Below are 18,215 nucleotides of genomic sequence, written 5' to 3'. Positions count from 1 at the left end.
AATAAATCGAGAGGAAAGAAGACAATGACCGCCTTCGAAGACAAGCTCAACAAGTACGTCGACCGTTCCTACCGCTTCATCCCCGACACCATCGACCTCAGCAAGACCGTCGTGCACGCACTGGACATCCAGAACCTCTGCCTCGATCCCAAGGGCGCCGACTACATCGAAAGCGTCGGCGGCGCTCCCTCCGGCCAGGAATCCCTCGGCCCTGCAAAGAGGATCCTGGGACTCGCCCGCGAAAAGGGTATGAAGGTCATTTGGTCACTCTGGGGCATGCACCCCGAGGGCGCAGACCTTGGTATCTGGGGACTGAAGTACCCTTCATGGAACGAGCCGGATTCCCCCTTCAACCACGGCACCTGGAACGGCGCCCTCGTCGACGGATTCGAACCGCAAAAAGGCGAACCCGTCTTCCAGAAGCACCGCAACAGCAGCTTCTACGGGACTGCTTTCAACGAGTACCTGATGCAGGACCGAGCGGAGTATCTGGTCATCATCGGGTCGTCGACGGCCAATTGCGTCCCCACGACGGCCCGCGACGGGTTCGACCGCGGCTACAAGGTCATCGTCGTCGCCGACGCGGGGACTGCCATCCCGATCAACACCCACGGCCGCAACCCGGAATTCGATCACGAAACACCCGAAGGCTACGGCCAATACTGGGAGTCGCTGCGCAACATCCAGGCACAATACGCCGACGTGATGTCCAGCGACGAGTTCGCTGCCCTGGTGGAGCGCTCATCCGCCGCCCAGACAAAGTCCGGCGAACAGCTGACAAGCGCAACACGCTAAACGCCACAGCACCGCCCCTGCCGCCCGCGTCTGCAACCCGGACGCGGGCGGCAAGCGCAAAAGCACTCCTCATCCTGTGCATCCGCGCACGGAAACCGGCCTGTTCACCAGGTGAAAGAAGAACCCAATGGCCCCACTCAGCATCGCCGCCCAACGGACCTTCGGACGTGCCGGCTGGTCAACCACGTTGGCAGGTTTTGGCTCCGTAGCCCTGGGCAACATGGGAAAAGTCATGCCCACCACCGAAGCCCGCAATCTGGTCAACCATGCCTGGGAATCAGGCGTCCGCCTGTTTGATACCGCTCCCATGTACGGGCACGGACTGGCCGAATACCGGCTCGCGGATGAACTGATGGACCGGAACCGCGACGAGTATGCACTGGTCACAAAGGTCGGCCGTACCCTCCACCCCGCACCCTCAGGCACCTTCGACGCCGGACCTTGGAAAAACACGCCGCCGATGCGCATGGAATACGACTATTCCTATGACGGCGTCATGAGGCAAGTCGAAGACAGCATGCAGCGAATGGCGACGGACCGCTTCGATGTACTGCTCGTCCATGACACCGACCGGTGGACGCACGGAGACAGGCACCGTCAACGATTTCAGGAAGCCATAGAGGGTGCGTTCAGAGCGCTTCTGTCCCTCCGTGAGCAAAAAGTGGTCAGCGCCATAGGGATAGGCGTGAACGAAGTGGACGTATGCATCAACGCGGTGAACATGGTCGACATCGACTGCACGCTGATCGCAGGAACCTACAACCTCCTGGACCAGGAGGCAGCCAAAGAGCTGCTTCCCCTTTGCCAGACGCGAGGAATAGCAGTCATCAACGGACGGGTGTTCGGATCCGGCATCCTGGCCACAGGAACAATCCGCGGCGCCCAGTTCAACTACGCTCCCGCAAGCGCCGAACTCATCGCGAAGGTACGGCCAATCGAGGATCTCTGCGGCGACTACGGCGTATCCCTTGGCGCTGTCGCGGTCCAGTTCGCAGCGTCGCATCCAGCCATCAGCAACGTCTGCATGGGGGCCGGCAGCGTCGAGCAACAGAAACAGAACTACTCATGGCTCGAAGAGGAAGTACCCGACGGGCTTTGGAACGAGCTGACTACCAACGGCCTGCTGCCAGCCCACACCCCTTCCCCGTCGAGCCTAAACAATCCTCCGGATACTAAGGACCCCAACAAATGCTTCAAGAAGCGGAAAAAATCGCCGCCGCAGCCGAAAATGCAGCCGCAGAAGCAGGCGTGAACGTGGTTGTCAGCATCGTAGACACACATGGCAACCCGGTTCTCCTGCACAGGATGGACGGCGCACCACTGCACTCCCTCGAGATGGCCTTCCGCAAAGCCTACACAGCAGCCTCCTTCGATGTGGCCACGGAGGAACTGGCAAACCAAGTACTGCCCGGCCAGCCCCTGTACGGCCTCGCCGTCAACTCCGGCAGCAAACTAATCACCTTCGGTGGCGGGGCGCCCACGACGCTTTCGGACGGTCGCAAAGTCGGTGTCGGAATTTCGGGAGGAACTACGGAAGAGGACATCGACATCCTACAGAGTGCGCTTGGGCAGACCGTCACCTAACTCTTCGCACACACGCCAGGGTTGAACCTTTGATGGTGTGGCCCTTACCCACAACGGGCTGGGCAGCTAATCTGTCGAAGCTCCGGCAGAGCAAAACCGGAGCAAGCCACGCGCTCCGAACTCGTAATCTGTGCCATCACGGTTTTGAACAGCAACCTCCAGTTGTCCGGTTGGCGTACACCCAAATCTGACGTTGGGCAGGTAGCTGCCGGGCTATCGAGGTAAGGCCCGCTTCCTTCGTTTCCGACGGCGGCTCTCGAAACTCTTGGATGCCAACATGACAGGGACACCCCAGCGCATCGCCACAGAGACCTCGAAACGAGTTGGGCCGAAAGAGGCCATGCCGACGCGCGGGCTTTCGGACACCAGCGGCGACAGTTCACTAGAAGGCAAGGCGCACCAGGGCCTGACGTATAGGCTCTTATCCGCTAAGGATGGTTCGGCGGCTCATCATTCCGTCATGCAGTCATCCCACAGGCCGGCAATGAACAACCATGAAAGACCAGCCAGACAGCAGCACCTCGCTTCGGCCCATCGCGGTAAGAATCCACACCGTCATGTAGCCGACTCCGACGGCAACCATGAACAGCTATCGACGTAAACCCTCGAGCCATGGAAGAAAGGGCGGTGAGCATCATGGGCTACAACGCAGGCGCAACGTCTCGCCGTCGGGCACTATCGGACAGGTTGTGGGCGTCCGGAGGCAAAAGTTCCCACTGGTTATGCACAAGTCACGTCGTCCTCCCCCGCACCCACCATGGATAAGCAGATCAGCCACCTACAGCCGCTAAGGAGGAACCTGGTGAACACCCAGCGACGCGATAGAGAAACCCGCACCAAATTTTTCCCAGGTCATGTCGGCCGAGCCATAAACGCCCATGAACTGGTAACGAACAACAACCCGTCGATCCACGAAAGGAAGGAGGCAACCGGCCACAGCACCGGCCACCAATAGAAAAGGCCCCCGAAGGGGCCCATAAGTGAACAGTTTGTGCACACTCAGAGGCTAACAAGCCCCTGAACAGGGAAAACACGTGCCCGAGGTGGGACTCGAACCGGCCGCTCCCCCTGAAAGTCCGCCACTCTTTCGAAAACATCCCCAGTCCGGCCCAGTCCGAGGCCGGTACAACCGAATCCGAAGCCCAGGGTGTGGACACTGTCCACACCCTCTTTTGTGAGCATTTCGGGGCCCAACCATTCGAGTGTGATGGTCCTTCCGAACGTGGAAAATCCCTCTCCATCGCCGGCTGCCCCCACTGTGACGATATTGCCGCAGTCAACCGGAATCCGATGCACGACATGGATTGAGCAATGATGTGCCTGTAGATTACGGTGTATACCTCGCTGGCCGGATGGCATCGGACGCGGCTTACGGGGTTCCGGGGTTCTCTGTGCCAGACTTCAACCTCGACTCCGACCGCGGGTATGCCTGGCACACGTGGGACTGGGATCGCACTAAGGTCCCCTGCGTCCCCAACATCACACCGGTGGGAGCCGAGGACTACGGCTACCCGTTGCCGTGCACGTCCCCCCAGCTTTTCCACGCCGAACACGACTGCCCGAAGGACCCTAACCGGTGGTACTGGTGGGGTTTATGACCTGCGCGTCGGATCTGGATCCGGCGGTTTCGGCCCGGGCTCCGGCAGGGGACCCGGTGCCGGATCAGGGTTCGGCGTAGGGGGCTGCGGAGATGTCGGGTCTGGAGATTCCGGGACAGGACCTGGAGATGTTGGATCCGGCGAGCCAGGGTCCTGCGGACCGGGGTCAGGTGGAAACGGCTCGGGTTCTGGTAGCGGCGGAATAGTCACGGGACCCCCTAAACTCCGGTTTTGGCAATTCCAGACTACGAGCCGTTGTGTCCGAATAACAGGGCGACGAGAAGCGCGGACAGGAGTGACGGCGAGTCCACAATCAGAGATTCAGGGGTCTCGACACGCGATTCTGCCGTGCGGCCATCGGCAACGCCGCCTACACTGGACAGCCCTCGCCTGGGCGACAATTCGAGGGGTGCGCCCTTCCTCGACCGGCATCGGGCGTGTGCGAAAGTAGTCGAATGACTTCTCCTCAAACGCTAACCGAGGCCGATCGGCGCGTTGTCGCGGGGTGGGCCGCGGACTGCGCGGAGCGGGTTCTGGTCTTGTTTGAGGCAGAAGTTCCGGCAGATGGACGCCCACGCGACGCCATCGCACGAGCGCGGGCCTACGCTCGTGGTGAGCTCGATACCGTCGGAGAAATTCGGCAACGTTTCATAGCGGGCCGTGCAGCGCAGGGCGTGAACAATCCCGCCGCGGTGGCGGCCGCACGCGCTGCTGCCCAAGCCGCTGCGGTCCCCCACATGGGCGCGCACGCTCTCGGGGCAGCCGCTTACGCGGCGATGGCGGCTGGGCTCGCGGCCCCTGATCGACCCGATAGCGTTGGCCACGAGATCCGCTGGCAGCTGGAGCACATGGCTGTCGAAGCACGGTCCGCGCTTGGACGCTTGCCTGCACTCGGCGAGAATTCCGCAGGGCCCCTGGGTGCGGGGCTTCTCGCGTCCGGATTCCTCGCCTCGATCATCCGCGAAATCCAGACCGCCCTGGAACGCCCCGATCAACTCGATCCTCCGACCTAGTCAGCTGTGCGCCGAGGGATCCGCCTGCGCGCATTTTCTAACGTCCGGTTTTGGTATTCCTAGCGGAGTAGCGGCCGTGATCGCGTTCCCCCTGTCCGAGGTAGCAGGAAGTCGCAGTCGACGCCCTGAAGCGCTACTCCCCCGCCAGCGGAGACTGCTGATAGCAGGAATTTTGTCGGGCTGGTGGGCTTGGCAGCAATTGGAGCTCGTGCAAACTAGCCCGGAGTCAGATCGAAGCGACATTGATTTATCGCCGGCCCGTTTTGACGGAAAATCGTGCGGCATCGTCCGGTTACGTGGGCCTTTTACTGCGTGAAGACCGGCTTTATGGTTTTTGGAGTGGAAGCTGTAATGCTTCGTGGACGCGGGCCTTCAATGCACCCGGACGAAATGGCTTGGTCATTACCGTGTTGGCTCCCGCTAATGTGAGCTTCTCTGCCATCTCTTCGTGCCCGGTAAGCATGAGGATGTGTACATCGCTGAAGATTCTGATCCGCTCAATTACCTCAAGGCCGTTGATATCGGGAAGGCCGAAGTCGAGAATCACGATGTCCGGGTCGTGTTCGCGCACGGCGGTGACACCGGTGGTGCCGGTGGGTGCGGTCCGGACATCGATAGCCGAAGCACCCAGGATTGCCTGGATAAGACCGCGGATGTCCGCGTCGTCCTCAATGACAACAGCTGTTCGAATCCCCAACATCACACGTCTCCCCCTTGGGCTGCACCAGCAAACCCTGACGAAAGACTATCAAATTGATGATTGCGCCGTCTTAACTCAGCAAGGGATGGCTGGCGGGCCGACTTGCCAGGATCTGGCCGGAAATTGAGCCTATCTGGGGGATTTGGTGCATCCGCCTTGAGGTTGCCGGGCCAGAATGGCAGAAGCATCGAACAGTAACGCGCGGTGCTTCTGACAGAACGGAACCAGTGTGCACCCCATCGCAGGCCAGCCATTACTCACCCGACATTCGACCGCGTACGACAGGTCATCCTTAATCCCGGCCCAGCGTGGATACCTGACCGCGGGAGAAGCCCTGCAAGTTGTGGACACCACTGTCTTCCGGATGTTTGAGGCACAGGCAGGACGAAACGTCGCTGCGAAGTTTTTCGATGACTATCTGGGCCTGTTGCCGGTGCGCACTGCCAGCATTGTTGCCGGTATCGAAACTGACGACCGGGAACGTGCCCTGGACGCCGCGGTGAGCCTCAAGGTAGTTTCCGCAATGGTCGGTGCCCGGCGGATGGAGGGGTGCGCCGGGGCGCTGGAACGTCAATTACGGCTGGGCAATGCACCGGCCCCCACAGCCGCCAAGCGCCTGCTGTCCAGAAACATTCTCCAGATTCTCGCCGAATCCCAACGCCAAGGACTCCTCACAAGGCGTTGATTCTACGATGGGGGCTGCGACACGAAGGGCGAGACTATGCACAGGCGTGGCTCCCCGCACGCGCGTATCCTCACGGTCGCCTGTGCAGTTGTCGTGGTCCTGGCCCTGACCCTGACCCTGACCGGGCTGGTAATCGGTGTCTGTCTGGAGGTAAGGGGGCTCATCCGGCTGGATGAGACCGGCCGTCAAGGCCACTTGTCCGGCCGGTGACGGGTTCTTGGGTTCTCCGGTTGAGTCCCCGGAAGACCCTTTGGCCTGTGGTTGCCCGGGCGGACGCGGCCGGGCGGAAGTTGCGTGGTCCGACTGGGGGACGCCGGACCACACTCCCGGGGGGCAGGTGAAAAGGAAGCACGCGCCCGGCCCTCCGAAGCGTCCCGGCACCGAGAATGTCATAGCTCCGGCCGCCGAAGGGGCGGCGAGCCGGGCCGACCTTCCAGTTTGCTACACAAGACGGCCTGGATACTCCAGCCCGGGGCGTGCACAAAAAACTGCGGGGCGTGCTTGATGATCCTGCCGCAAAATTGCACTCGGGCTGTGCATAAGAGTGGGAGTCCTTGATGCTGGCAGGGCAGGCTAAAGCCAACAGAACGCCCACCGAAGACGGCGAAAAAGCCACAAGAGATGCAAGGAAGCAGGCACGCCATGGGTCACGCACCAGCTCTGGACGAGGTCACCGCCGAGGATCGCATTGACACCGACCACCAGCGCGTGGACTTCTACGCACTAGGACTCGCCGGTTGCATCGACAGGCTGACGACGCCCCTTCGCCAGAGAGGAACTTCGATCCGGTGGGAGACGCCGCACCACGGCATCGAGATACCTGCAACCGCTGCCGCGCTGCTCTACCACTCGGCAGAGGAAATCCTCAGCAACGCGTTCAAATACGCCCACGCCACACAGCTGACCGTCCGATTGGCGGCGGTGTATCACGGAATCCGGCTTACCATCACGGACAACGGTGCCGGCTTCGACATCCAGTCCCTCGGGCACCACGGGTTCGGTGTGCGCCTCATGGTCATCGCCGTGCACGAAGCCGGCGGGACCATCACCATTGACACCGCTCCCGGGACCGGCACGGGAGTGACCATCACGCTTCCCTTGGACTAGTAATGACGGTTCCGCCGACCAATTGGCATTGAACACCTTGGGTTAGCGCTAGCCCGCGAACGCCGGCAATCAACCAGTTTAGGGCGGACCCACAGCTTCGGTCGTCACACGGTCAGTCGCCGGCGCGTGACCATGTAGATCATCGGCCGCACATGGACAGCCAGCAGGTTCCCCCAGGATCAGCGGGAGTCAAGCTGTGAACCAACGGCTCACCCTTCAGTTTGAGTTAAAAGGCCGCAGCCCGGGATATTGGGGGACATACCGGGCTACACCATCACTGTAGGCGTAAACACGCCAAAGCTCCTGGCCTGGGTCGCTTGCAGGGTTGGCAGGTCCGACCCTTGAGAGCCGGAAGAGGACGCTCTTGAGCCGACTTTGAGCTTGACTGTGTATATCCGTTCGCTTGAGTTAGGATCGGCGGGTTTGCTATCGAAAGGTAAGCCCGCTTTGGATTTCACCCGCTACCTGATCGGCCTCGCCTCTCTAACGGGCCTCATGCTCATGTCTCTGCTGTGCGCGCACCTCCTGTTCAGGAGGGCGATCAATCGCCAGTACCGGTGCAAGAAGACGGTCAACCCAGGCCCGGCGGAATAGGCATACCCTATATCGATATCAATCCGCATCGGAGGCGGCCGAAGTGGATGGCTTACTCCTTCCTTGGCATACTCGCAGTCCTCGTGCCGTGGTCCTATTCTTTGCCCTTATCGCCGGTTGGTCACCGCAGTAGGCGCGCCCTGACTGCTCGCCGTCACCGAAACGGGACGGAGATGCGCTCCCTTCTTCTCGGTGAAGCCGATTCGGGGACGGCGGGACCCGTCGGCCTTTGCCGCGGCGAGCCCGGCGACGGCAGCAGTTCGGGATCCAAGCGTCCTTGGCGCCGCGCCCCGGAGACGATCCGGGGAGAATGCTTTTGGAACGTTCGGCCCTGACAGCCGTGGCCTTTGACCACGGACCGACGTGCAATTGACGTTCCAGTTCCCGGGAGCTTTTTTCCATCTGCACGGCGCCGGCCATGGCGGAAGTGACCTTCAGGCTCACTACCGCATTCAGGGTTCCTTCCCGGTCCACTGCGGCGAGGCCGGCGACGATGCTGGCTGTGCGTACTGGCAACAGGCCCAGATGGTCATTGAATAATCTCTCAGCGACGCTGCGTCCGGGCCTGCTCAGCGAGGATCCGAAGCGGGTGGGCATCAAGTACCGGCAGGGAACCCTCATCCATGACCTCATGGGCCGACTGCCCGCTCATTGATGTCCCAAACGCCGAGGGTCAGGCGAAAGGACAGCTCTGAGGCGGGGTGTCGTGCTGGAAGGTAGTCACGGCTGTCCATTCCTGTTGGATGGCGATGGCGCCGCGGCGCTGCTGCACCGTGCATGATTACTTTCCATCACAAGGGTTAAGTCTGAGCCAGCGTTTCCTCAGGATAAGCTCAATCTTCCCGACTCCCGCCTTCGTCCCCGCTCGGAGGTCCCTCTGCTCCCGGCACGTGTAGGGTCTCTGTGGTTCAGCGGGTATCGTGAAGATCGCGGGCACGCTGCATGGCCTGCCAGGACATCTTGGCCATGTGGTCCCGTCCAGCGGCCCGGTACAGGTCGCAGGCCCATTCGAATTCTGCCGCAGCGTCCCGGTATCTGGCTTCATCGAAGAGGCGCCGGCCGATCGGCGCAGTGCTTCCTCGTGCAGTTGTGCGGCTTCATGCCACCGGTACTGGCGCTGATAAACCTGGGCCAGAACCAGCAGCGGTTTGAACCTGTCCTGCGAGCCCGCCAGCAACGTCTGGCCCTCGGTCAGTGCTTCCTCGTCCCGGCCCAGCAGCGACAGGAGCCACACACGCTCCAACGGCGGGCAGCCCGCGAGTCGGTCCTCCACGGCGGTCCGTTCCAAGACGATGTCGCGCAGGGTGGCCGGGTCGGTATGCCAGATCTCTGCCCTGCTACCCACTGAACGCACACACCTCCGGGAAAGTTGAGCACGGGAAAGGGCCGTGGCGTCCGGACGGAACTCTCGGACTCAAGCCTGCCCAGATCCCATGTTCTCATGCACAACGTTTGCTTCCTGTGGATACTGTTTGCGGCGCCGGTCCTAAGTCGACTGACAGAAACCGATTCCTGTCAGTTCTTGTTAAGTGCCTCGGAGGTCCGCCCATTCATCCGCTTGATTGTGCCAAGGGCAGGGTTGAGCTTTCCGAGGGCGTCGTGCTGCTGAGGTGGAGGGCCGGAGCGGTGATAACGGAGAAAAGTGCCCCGGGCTGCGATGGCGAGAATCACGGACCTGCGCGCCGGACGTGATCATCCACTGCTCCTCGAGATCAGCGGGAGCCAAGGGATGGATCGTGGGGTCAGGAGCGTGCTTGCCGGAGCCTGGCCACTGAGCCGAGTGGCCATGACCGTATCCTCGCCAGTGGACGAGGTCATTGTGGACTCCTGTCAGGCCAGGCATGCCCCCAGCTGGCCCGGCAGGTTGTTCACTTCCGCTCAGGAGGCGATGGGCTGGCTCCGGCGCGCCGTCGACGCTGGCGAAGTTACCGCTGCGGCCGACGCCCAAGATGACCCGAAATGAGTCATTGTCCCTCGTCCTGCCAGGCTGGTCCCGGAGATGATGATGCCAATGCGGCCTTGTCCTGGCTGCTGGGGAATCTGGAGGCAGTCCTCCAGGACACCAGGCAGACTTTTCCGGCCTTCCCCTCTTCAAAGTCGAAGCGGTACTGAATGCCAGGCTGCGGGCCGCCGTCCCTGGGGTCCGTTTCTCACCGGAAGACATCAGAGGCTGGGCGGTTCAAATTTCCAGCTGATCAGAAAGCACCCCTGATCGGAAAGCACCGCCGGTCTTCGGAGAGACATTCAGTGCCACACACATGTTGCAGGGAGGGTTAGCCGCGGCCGCCAGGGCTGCCGATAGCGCACAAATTCAAGCTCCGCCGTGAGGCCCACGGCGGAGCTTGAATGCTGTCATGACCATGTTGCCGTTGACAATCGCACGTATGCCTGCCTGTTGTGCCAGGCTGCGGTTTCTGCTTCGGTCAGGCGGGGTGTCCGCATTCTGTTGCGCCTACCTCGTGGCGCCGGTCCTCTGACGGTTGGCTCGCCGTGTACCGGGGACGTCGTTTTCCCGTGGCATTGCTGCCCGGCGCCTCCGGCGCCGGCGCTGCATGAGCAGTGCTGTGGCGATGAGGGTGATTAGTGCTGCCGCTGCCAGGGCCATGAGAGCCGACCATGGGGTTTCTTCCTCCTGGACGGGGGTTACCGCTTCGCCGGGTCCGGCGTCCGGGAAAGTTAGGGTGGCGGTCGCCTTCCGTTCAAGAAGGCCGCTTTTCAGGCTGACTGAGGCTGTCCAGGGGCCGTTGGGCAGCTCCGCGGGGAGGGTGAAGGTGACGTTCTGGGCTTTGCCTGGTGCGATGGTCGCAGCTTTCTGGATGCCGAAGGGACCGGCCGACAGGCCTCCGGGTCCGGCCGCCAGTCGGAGCGTACCGGTGATGTCCAGGGCGCGTCCGCCGGTGTTGGTGACCAGGGCGCTGAGCTGGGGATTGCCGTTCTGGTCGCGGCCAGGGGTCAGGGAGGTGACGCTGAAGTTGGCCGGCTTGCCGTTGCCCGGACCGACCGAGAGGTAGACCCGGATTCCCACCCTGTTGGCCTGCACGACGCCGCCCTTGTCCGCGGCACTGCGGACTTCGGCCCACACTGCCCCGTACTGTTCGCCTTCGGGCGCATCCGTCGGGACCTTGATCGTCACGAGGACGTCAGCGGATCCTCCTGCCGGAAGCTCGATCTGCGGCTGAGCGGCTTTGGTCCAGGTGCTGAGTTCGTTTATGGACCCGGTGTTCTCGCCGACGAATGACCCGGCCTCGATGTGTGCTGCTCCCGAGTACACATGGACGGTCTGCGCCTCGGCCGTGTTGTTTTCCACCTGGATCCGGCGTTTAATCTCGCCTCCGGGCGCCAGTCGGTCAATGATGTAGGTGCGCGCCCGTGGATCATTCTGGCTGCTGGCCGGAATATCCAGCAGCCGGATGCCGATGCCGGCAGGCTCTGCTGGCGGAGTGGTCTCGGCCATCTGTGTAAGGCCTGCCGCTGTAGCGGGAGCTATCTGGGCTACCGCGATGAGGATCATCACGAACGCTGTCATCAGGAAACGCAAAACGAGTACCTCGGAGTCGTTGGGTGTAACGGGTGCGGGTTGGTTTAGTACGAGTTCGGTTCCGGGTGCCGCCCCAGCGGGCACCCCGGAACCGAATCCGGTTCTGCTGCCGGAACGCTTAGAGGACTGAGTGGGTCAGCGTGGCCGTGTAGTTGTCAGCCAGCGCGTCAGAGGGGGCTGCGACACCGAGACTCGCGCTCCAGGTGGCAGTGTTGTTGCCAACGACGCCGGTCGCGGTCTGGACCGTCTTGGCCGTCGCCAGACCCGACGCCGCGCTCGGTGAAACGGTGGAGGTCCCCGTCTCGACAGCGGCAGCGGGCGTGTAGGTTGCGGCCGTTGCCGGGATAACGTTGGTCTCGGTTTCACCGACGAAGTCGCTCAGCGTTACCGTGGCGCTCCAATTGGCCTGACCTGCGCGGGTATCGGAGACCTGAATACCGGCCAGGGTTGCGCTGGCGCTTCCTCCGGGGGTGATGGTCGTGAGATCGGCTCCGACCGGCGCCGAGATGCTCAGAGAGCCGACCGGAACCTCGACGGTGGCGGTGGTGTCGGCCGTTTCGGCTGCGGAAGCGGGCAGAGCGATCGAGCCGACGAGGGCTGCGGAAGCGGCTGCGACGAGGGAGATGCGGGAAATGGTGCGCATGGTTGAGACCTTTGCTTGGAGTGGGATCACTGTTCTGACCGGTGGAGGGAACCGTTGTGCGTGCGGCCCATTTGCAAGTGACGCATGCGCAGCGGCTTCCTACCGGTACTTCGACGTTAACAGCCGCATTCGCGGTTCAGCCGGGATCTGGGCAGAACCTGAGTGAAGGCTGGGTGAAGGCTGAGGCACGCTGCGGGCCTTGAGCTAATCCTGCGGATAAGTAGCGTCTAACTGCGGAAGCCCCGACGCCAACGACTGTCAAAACCTGGGGTCCCGTTGCCAGGTGAGTGCGGCAACATGACCACCTGGGAAGCTGCTGAAAGACGACCAGTGACGCCCACGCGCACTGCAGCGAGGACCGGGACTGGAACCGGAAACCTCGCAGGCGAAGCCGACCCAGGCCATCCCGGACAGCGCACATCGCCGGCGCCCACTCGGCCACCATCAACACCCCGTTCTCTAGGTACAGGGCCCCAAACCCAAGTACCTTGACGCGCCGTTTGCCGGTGAAAAACGCGTACCGGCCACTGGTGTCGCGACAGACTCCCGCATGACAGCCTGAGGCAATGGGTCTCCATGGGTCTAACCGTCAGAGTCCGCAGAATCTGTCAAGCACTCTGTCTGGCGCTGCCAGCTTTGGTTTACGCAAGCTTTTTGGGGGCAGTAATGGAAGCACACGTTAGTTCACCCAGGCAGGCACCGTCGCTGACGGCCACAAGGAAGATCCAGGCAGCACTTTCCCTTGCCTGCTCGGCGGCCCTCGCCGCTGGGTCGGCAGCACCGGCTTCCGCCGCGCACACCCTGACCACCGTCGCAGTTTCATCAGGCTCGCTTGGCTTCAGTTCAGCCCCGGCATCTGTCACTCTCGGTCGGGTCGATCCAGGCAGCGCCGCCGCCATCCCTCTCCGTGGCATCACAGTATCCGACAACCGCGCCGGCACACTCGGCTGGAGCGCCACAGTTGTCCTCACCGACTTCACAGGTGATACGACCGGAGCGGCTCTTTCCTCCGCCAGCGCCAAATACGCCCCCACGGCGGCCACGACTTCCGGCACCGCAACCGTGACGGCAACGACAGCAATCAATCCGACCCTGCCCAGGATTGTTCAGACCGCCACAGGTGTCTCCGGAAACAACACGGCAACCTGGAACGCAGACCTAACCCTTCCGGTGCCGAACGACGCCGTGAGGGACACCTATACCGCAACGCTAACGTACTCCGTGTCCTAACCAAACAGACAGCCAGGGAGACGGCACCTCGACCGTGTCAGGTTGATGTACATCCCACTCTGACATCAGCCAATTCGAGTATCTTGACCTGCTCCAATAAAGGCCATAGAACTCAATCTGACAGGTTGAGGGTTTGGAGGCTCAGGTGGCTGGTCAGCGGATCGGGTACGTGCGCGTCAGCACGCCGGACCAGAACGAGAAACGCCAGCTCGACGGCCAGGTTCTGGACCGGGTCTTCACGGACAAAGCCTCGGGCAGGGACACGCCCAGGCCGGACCTGACTGAGCTGCTGCGGTTCGCCCGTAACGGGGACACAGTCGTCGTGCACAGCATGGACCGGCTCGCCCGCAACCTCGATGACCTGCGTTCACTCGTCCAGGGCTCACACGCAAAGGCGTCCGGGTGGAGTTCGTCAAGGAGAGCCTGGTCTTCACCGGCGAGGACTCCCCCATGGCCAACCTCATGCTCTCCGTCATGGGGGCCTTCGCCGAATTCGAACGCTCCCTGATCAGGGAGCGGCAGCGGGAAGGCATCGCCCTGGCCAAGCAGCGCGGCGCCTACAAAGGACGGAAAAAGACCCTCACACCGGAACGGGCGACCGAGCTGGTCCAGCGGGCAGCGAATGGAATCCCCAAATCCGTCCTCGCCAGCGACTACGGCATCAGCCGGGAAACGGTTTACCAATACCTTCGCGAGGCCAAACTTTCTTAAAGCCCTCCTCTGCCGATCTTGCCGCTAGCCATAGTTGGAAAAGGCGCAAGTTGACGGAATCTCCCTTATCGGCGATGACTGTGACGCTGGAGCACCGAAATAATGACGGCGATTTCCGGGGTTTTCAGCCGAGGCGACGATCCTAGCGAATATGCTGGTGCCACCGATCGAGCAGGGGGGCGCTATGCGGGCAAGTAGGGCGATATCGGTCATGTCTATGGTGGCGCTGTTCCTATCGCTGTGTCTCCTGCTGACGTCTTGTGACCTCTTCCCCACGAAGCAGGCGGCTGGGTCATCCAGCGTCGGAGAGAACGGCGCCGACCTCACGGTGGACGGTGTCCGGATCCAGGTGCCGGCCGGGGCTGCCCCGGTGGGAACCAAAGTGGAGGCCTCGTTTGAGGATCGTGACCCTACAGGGGCTACGGATGCCAGCTTCAAAACACTGGCTAAGGCGTTCAAGATCAAGCTCGGGGATGGCCTTCAACCGTCCAAACCGCTCACAATAACGGTGCCAGTGGACAGAAGCCGCCTTGTTTCGGAACGACCGAACGACACCCCCACAACGTTGGCATTGATGGTTCAGTCGGAGGGTTCGTCAGCACCGGATCTGGTGAGAGCTGTTTGGAATCCCGGAGCCGGGACTTTGACTGCCCAGGTTCCCCATCTGTCCTTCGTCTGGCCGGTGCAGTTGGACCTCAAGGCGCTCATGAATAAGGTCCGCGACGCCGTCTTGCAGAGCTTGGGTATCGAATATCCCAAGCCGGACTGTGAAGGAAAGACGGCCACGGTTTCAGGAACAACGTACTCGGCCATTTCCCAGGCGCAGGCATGGATCTGTGTGTCGGCGATAGACGGCAATCTCACTGTAGACGCCACCCCCAACTCGCCTCTGCCCTTCCTAGTATCAAGCACACCGGCATCTACGGCCCGCAACGTAACCGAGGTGTCGGCGTCGACCGCCTTTACGGTAGCGCTGGGCCGAAACCTAGGTTTCACGAAGGGCAGTCAAGCATTCATGCTGCCTGGGGCCGACGCTCGCTTCACCTTCACCGCTCCTGCCGGCGACGTGAAGCTTCGATTCAGGCAGTATCCTGCCATGCTCCTGGTCTCAATATTGGCAAAAACCCTCGACGTCGCCCTGAAGCCCTTAGGCAAAGCTGTTCAACTCGATAAGATAGATGACCTCGATTGCTTGCAGAATGTCTTTGGCACCTCACAGACAGGTACTCTCTCGTCGTCGCAGACCGCTGGCGTAGTGAAATCATTCTTTGTGTGCGCGGGCTCAGTTCTGGAGCTCACGCTGGCCCAGGAAGTTGTGATGGCCATCCTGGGCTCCGGGCCACAGCTTCTTGTCGCCAGCGCCACTGGGGTGGTCAATGAATTTACTGGTCTGGGAGATTTCACAGCGACTATCACGGCTACCGGGCCCAAGCCGTCTGCCACCCGCTTCGTGACGCTCGATCCCTGGCATGACGGTTCACTCTCTGCCGTCACGGAAACCCTGGAGGCCCCAGGTCAATCCTCGTGCACCGGATCTGAGATCGCTCCGCGAAAGGACGGATTCCGCTGCTTTATCGGCAATGGTGTCCATGATCCCTGCTTCCGCGGCACCGAAGCGCCCGCGGACTTCCTGTGTTCTACGGTGGGAGCAACAGGGACCGTGACCGTTACGCGCATCAAAAATATAGGGACAAGTAGCATTACAGGATCGAATTCCGGAGTCTCCCCGAACGACAGCAGCCCCGTCAGGATCGAACTCACTGACGGAACGGTCTGCGGCCGTGCCACAGGTGCGGGTCCTCAAGGTGTCCCCGGGTATCCGTACTGGTCCGGCATCTGCTTCGGCCCCAGCGCTGGCATCTGGCGCGTCGGAGAGGCAGATCAATGGAAGGACGATTTGCAGCACTACCAGCTGTACCCAGCCCTCTCCGAGGGCGGTTACTTGCAGGCAGCCGTCTCGGTCGGAAGCGAAACCGCACCGGCCCGGCTCCTAAACGTCAAGACGGTTTATCGTTGAGCTCCACCGGATCGGGAAACACACCCCGTAGAACCGGGCAGAGTCACCCGCGTAGTTCGGGACATGCACCCCGAGCTAGTTAGCGTTGAACACGTCTTGCGTGTTGCATGATTTGATTTGCGCTGAGGAATTGGGAGTCACATGGCAAACAAGCGCCCCATCCTCCACTTTGATCAAGATGGTACGAGGGCTTAGCACACCAGGCACCTCAATCGGAGCCCCTTGCTCCTGCGCTACCTTAACTTCAGAACTTTCATCTCCCGACGCAACGTCTACGGTTACGTCACCATTGAAGTTTGAGAGTGCCGACAGCGTCAACACGATCTGGCCAGTCTCACCGGGACGGAGGTTGTAGGCAAGAGGAGTATTAGGCTGCCCGGTACCTGCTGGACCCATGACGGACTTATCGAAGAAAGCTCCTTCGCCGGAGTCGAGGGGCAGCCGTGCAGGCTCCGCTACTACTCCCCCATCACCGGTCTTATCGCACTCAACGGTGTAGGCAGCGTTTACGGGCGCAGTAGATCTTGCCGCCCCCCGAAAGTGGCTGACGGCGAGCGAACCACCGCCTCCGGCCGAGTTACGCAATTCGACCAGATAGTCCCGCTGAAACCGCACACCATGCTGATTGAGCCATTCCTCCTGTTCGGGAGAACACAGGTGCCCGCCCTTGGGGAAAGACTCAATTGGTGCTGAAACAGGGAGCCCGAAGTGAGATACGTCCGCCGCCCGAAACGGCTTCATCGTAATCTTGAGCGACTGCAGGCTCGACTCATCCTTGAAGATAATCGGCCAAATGGACACTACGCTGGTGATGACCGTTACCACTGCTACGACCACCGCCCAGACTTGTCCTACCCGCAATCTTCGGATCGCTGCCTTCAAAGACGCGTAGATGGTCCCCAGGCTCTGCCTCTCCACGCCAGCCGGTTCATTTAGAGTTTCCACAGGCGGCTGCTGCGCCCCGTTACTGTCGGGAGACGCACTCTGGAGTCGCTCAACCAAGGTTGCTCTTGGCCTTCAGTTCAGCAAAGGAACAGATCCTTGGTGTAGTCGAATACTTTTTGTTGGACGTTGTGTCCACAGGACAGATTGCGCCACCATCAACCCGAAGAGATGGCTGCAGAATTGACGTGTAGACGGAAGAGTCCCCGTCCAGAAGCGGCAGTGGAACGCTAATGTCGCGCTCACCGTCATTGGCGGCGACTCTGGCAACGACACGGCCCGTAACGCGGCCACTACTGTAGGGGGTCTCGATCGCCAGCTGAACGCCGGAGGTCTCCCCACCGGCAAGGTTTACCACTGCCGGCATCCCCTCAGGGATGGCCCGGGTAAGATCCTCGCCATATGGAAGGGGCTGACCAAACACGGCTGTTCCCTCACCGAAGGGCAGAAGAACTTGGCGTTCGGTGGCAAAGCCCGCTGCTGCGCCTCCCGACCAGTCGTTGTAATTAGTGCAGGTGACGCTGAAACCAGCATCGTTGACCTTCGTAAACTCACCTTCAAAGCGAATGTCTTTGAATGCTATCGACTGTGCCGAGTCCGCGGTATTTTTCAAGGTGACGGAGCCCAAGCCCATAGTCCCATCGATGGCAAACAGACCATCTTTAGACAGAGTGGCATTATTTCTCAGCCATTCACGTTGCTCTGCTGTGCAGCCTGGCGTGGAGCTTAGGCAATCCTTGTAGGCCTCCCTGGTCGCAAAGTCCTTCTGGAAGCAGGATAGAGCTGCCACAGGTTGATCTTCTGACGGAAAATCTTCAACGCTTGCTGCAGGACTGATAATCCACCGTTCAGTGGCGAGAAGAAATTTTTGCGGCTTCACGTCTAAAGAGAGCCTGTCCAAGGACTGAAGAACCGCAGCTGATGCCACAGCTGAACCAGAAGGTTGAGATGTCGCAGAAGGCACATCCTGCTGAGCAACTTGACCATCAGCCACATTTGAATCCTTGGTCATCAACCAAGTGGCCCCGGTCGCACCCGCCACGACGATGGCAAGCCCC

Annotated in this window: 15 protein-coding genes and 1 pseudogene; 11 read left to right on the top strand and 5 right to left on the bottom strand. The window is 61.2% G+C overall.

All coding sequences use genetic code 11. The features are described from left to right. Positions 1–24: 24 nt before the first annotated feature. The 4 genes from QF036_RS10370 (at position 25) to QF036_RS10355 (ending at position 4,990) form a co-directional block, all read left to right on the top strand. Complete coding sequence (locus QF036_RS10370) at positions 25–795, top strand: cysteine hydrolase family protein (protein WP_307101515.1); 771 nt, start codon at positions 25–27, stop codon at positions 793–795. A gap of 127 nt (positions 796–922) precedes the next feature. After that, entirely contained in the window at positions 923–2,047 is a 1,125-nt protein-coding gene (locus tag QF036_RS10365; RefSeq protein ID WP_307101513.1) for an aldo/keto reductase, read from the top strand. Continuing rightward, the gene (locus QF036_RS10360; protein ID WP_306926192.1) at positions 1,984–2,379 is read left to right on the top strand and encodes a GlcG/HbpS family heme-binding protein; all 396 of its coding nucleotides are present in this window, start codon (positions 1,984–1,986) and stop codon (positions 2,377–2,379) included. The genes QF036_RS10365 and QF036_RS10360 overlap by 64 nt, the downstream gene beginning before the upstream one ends. Positions 2,380–4,432: 2,053 nt before the next feature. Beyond that, positions 4,433–4,990, top strand: a complete 558-nt coding sequence (locus tag QF036_RS10355; protein ID WP_307101511.1) for a putative immunity protein — start codon at positions 4,433–4,435, stop codon at positions 4,988–4,990. Positions 4,991–5,315: 325 nt separating this feature from the next. On the opposite strand, the gene QF036_RS10350 is transcribed toward QF036_RS10355, so the two are convergent. Beyond that, positions 5,316–5,690 (bottom strand): response regulator transcription factor, encoded by a 375-nt coding sequence (locus QF036_RS10350; RefSeq protein ID WP_307101509.1) that lies wholly within the window; start codon positions 5,688–5,690, stop codon positions 5,316–5,318. A 343-nt stretch (positions 5,691–6,033) separates the two neighbouring features. On the opposite strand from QF036_RS10350, the gene QF036_RS10345 reads away from it, so the two are divergent. The 4 genes from QF036_RS10345 to QF036_RS25435 all read left to right on the top strand — a co-directional run bounded on the left by QF036_RS10345 (position 6,034) and on the right by QF036_RS25435 (position 10,039). After that, the gene (locus QF036_RS10345; RefSeq protein ID WP_307101507.1) at positions 6,034–6,375 is read left to right on the top strand and encodes an Hpt domain-containing protein; all 342 of its coding nucleotides are present in this window, start codon (positions 6,034–6,036) and stop codon (positions 6,373–6,375) included. Positions 6,376–7,017: 642 nt separating this feature from the next. After that, positions 7,018–7,482 (top strand): sensor histidine kinase, encoded by a 465-nt coding sequence (locus QF036_RS10340; RefSeq protein WP_307101505.1) that lies wholly within the window; start codon positions 7,018–7,020, stop codon positions 7,480–7,482. 1,126 nt (positions 7,483–8,608) lie between these two features. Then, on the top strand, positions 8,609–8,731 hold the full coding sequence (locus QF036_RS10335) for a hypothetical protein (RefSeq protein WP_307101503.1): 123 nt from the start codon (positions 8,609–8,611) through the stop codon (positions 8,729–8,731). A 1,002-nt stretch (positions 8,732–9,733) separates the two neighbouring features. Continuing rightward, positions 9,734–10,039, top strand: coding sequence for a DUF7793 family protein (locus QF036_RS25435; protein WP_444875978.1), 306 nt, complete (start codon positions 9,734–9,736; stop codon positions 10,037–10,039). Positions 10,040–10,528: 489 nt separating this feature from the next. Here the strand turns inward: QF036_RS25435 and QF036_RS10330 are convergent, their stop codons facing one another. Next, on the bottom strand, positions 10,529–11,602 hold the full coding sequence (locus tag QF036_RS10330) for a hypothetical protein (RefSeq protein WP_307101502.1): 1,074 nt from the start codon (positions 11,600–11,602) through the stop codon (positions 10,529–10,531). A gap of 130 nt (positions 11,603–11,732) precedes the next feature. Next, positions 11,733–12,257 (bottom strand): hypothetical protein, encoded by a 525-nt coding sequence (locus QF036_RS10325; RefSeq protein WP_307101500.1) that lies wholly within the window; start codon positions 12,255–12,257, stop codon positions 11,733–11,735. A 666-nt stretch (positions 12,258–12,923) separates the two neighbouring features. On the opposite strand from QF036_RS10325, the gene QF036_RS10320 reads away from it, so the two are divergent. From QF036_RS10320 to QF036_RS10310, 3 genes and pseudogenes are all read left to right on the top strand, one after another. Beyond that, the gene (locus QF036_RS10320) at positions 12,924–13,487 is read left to right on the top strand and encodes a WxL domain-containing protein (RefSeq protein ID WP_307101499.1); all 564 of its coding nucleotides are present in this window, start codon (positions 12,924–12,926) and stop codon (positions 13,485–13,487) included. 145 nt (positions 13,488–13,632) lie between these two features. Then, a pseudogene (locus tag QF036_RS10315) lies at positions 13,633–14,198 on the top strand (recombinase family protein). A 211-nt stretch (positions 14,199–14,409) separates the two neighbouring features. Further along, a complete protein-coding gene (locus QF036_RS10310; RefSeq protein ID WP_307101497.1) occupies positions 14,410–16,215 on the top strand; it encodes a hypothetical protein in 1,806 nt (601 codons plus the stop codon). Positions 16,216–16,290: 75 nt separating this feature from the next. Here the strand turns inward: QF036_RS10310 and QF036_RS10305 are convergent, their stop codons facing one another. Together QF036_RS10305 and QF036_RS10300 are read right to left on the bottom strand one after the other, a co-directional pair. Continuing rightward, entirely contained in the window at positions 16,291–17,052 is a 762-nt protein-coding gene (locus QF036_RS10305) for a hypothetical protein (RefSeq protein WP_307101494.1), read from the bottom strand. A gap of 157 nt (positions 17,053–17,209) precedes the next feature. Beyond that, entirely contained in the window at positions 17,210–18,169 is a 960-nt protein-coding gene (locus tag QF036_RS10300; protein WP_307101493.1) for a hypothetical protein, read from the bottom strand. Positions 18,170–18,215 lie beyond the last annotated feature (46 nt).

It is taken from the genome of Arthrobacter globiformis (assembly GCF_030817195.1).
In the GTDB taxonomy this organism is placed as follows: Bacteria; Actinomycetota; Actinomycetes; order Actinomycetales; family Micrococcaceae; genus Arthrobacter; species Arthrobacter globiformis_D.
The sequence above is the reverse complement of the archived record's forward strand: the minus strand, read 5'-3'. Positions and strand labels throughout refer to the sequence as shown.

Excerpts from the sequence above, each read along its gene's own strand:
- QF036_RS10325 (WP_307101500.1), bottom strand. The coding sequence starts at position 12,257 with ATGCGCACCATTTCCCGCATCTCCCTCGTCGCAGCCGCTTCCGCAGCC.
- QF036_RS10365 (WP_307101513.1), top strand. The coding sequence starts at position 923 with ATGGCCCCACTCAGCATCGCCGCCCAACGGACCTTCGGACGTGCCGGC.
- QF036_RS10350 (WP_307101509.1), bottom strand. The coding sequence starts at position 5,690 with ATGTTGGGGATTCGAACAGCTGTTGTCATTGAGGACGACGCGGACATC.
- QF036_RS10320 (WP_307101499.1), top strand. The coding sequence starts at position 12,924 with ATGGAAGCACACGTTAGTTCACCCAGGCAGGCACCGTCGCTGACGGCC.
- QF036_RS10370 (WP_307101515.1), top strand. The coding sequence starts at position 25 with ATGACCGCCTTCGAAGACAAGCTCAACAAGTACGTCGACCGTTCCTAC.
- QF036_RS10330 (WP_307101502.1), bottom strand. The coding sequence starts at position 11,602 with ATGACAGCGTTCGTGATGATCCTCATCGCGGTAGCCCAGATAGCTCCC.
- QF036_RS10310 (WP_307101497.1), top strand. The coding sequence starts at position 14,410 with ATGTCTATGGTGGCGCTGTTCCTATCGCTGTGTCTCCTGCTGACGTCT.
- QF036_RS25435 (WP_444875978.1), top strand. The coding sequence starts at position 9,734 with ATGGCGAGAATCACGGACCTGCGCGCCGGACGTGATCATCCACTGCTC.
- QF036_RS10355 (WP_307101511.1), top strand. The coding sequence starts at position 4,433 with ATGACTTCTCCTCAAACGCTAACCGAGGCCGATCGGCGCGTTGTCGCG.
- QF036_RS10300 (WP_307101493.1), bottom strand. The coding sequence starts at position 18,169 with ATGACCAAGGATTCAAATGTGGCTGATGGTCAAGTTGCTCAGCAGGAT.
- QF036_RS10340 (WP_307101505.1), top strand. The coding sequence starts at position 7,018 with ATGGGTCACGCACCAGCTCTGGACGAGGTCACCGCCGAGGATCGCATT.
- QF036_RS10360 (WP_306926192.1), top strand. The coding sequence starts at position 1,984 with ATGCTTCAAGAAGCGGAAAAAATCGCCGCCGCAGCCGAAAATGCAGCC.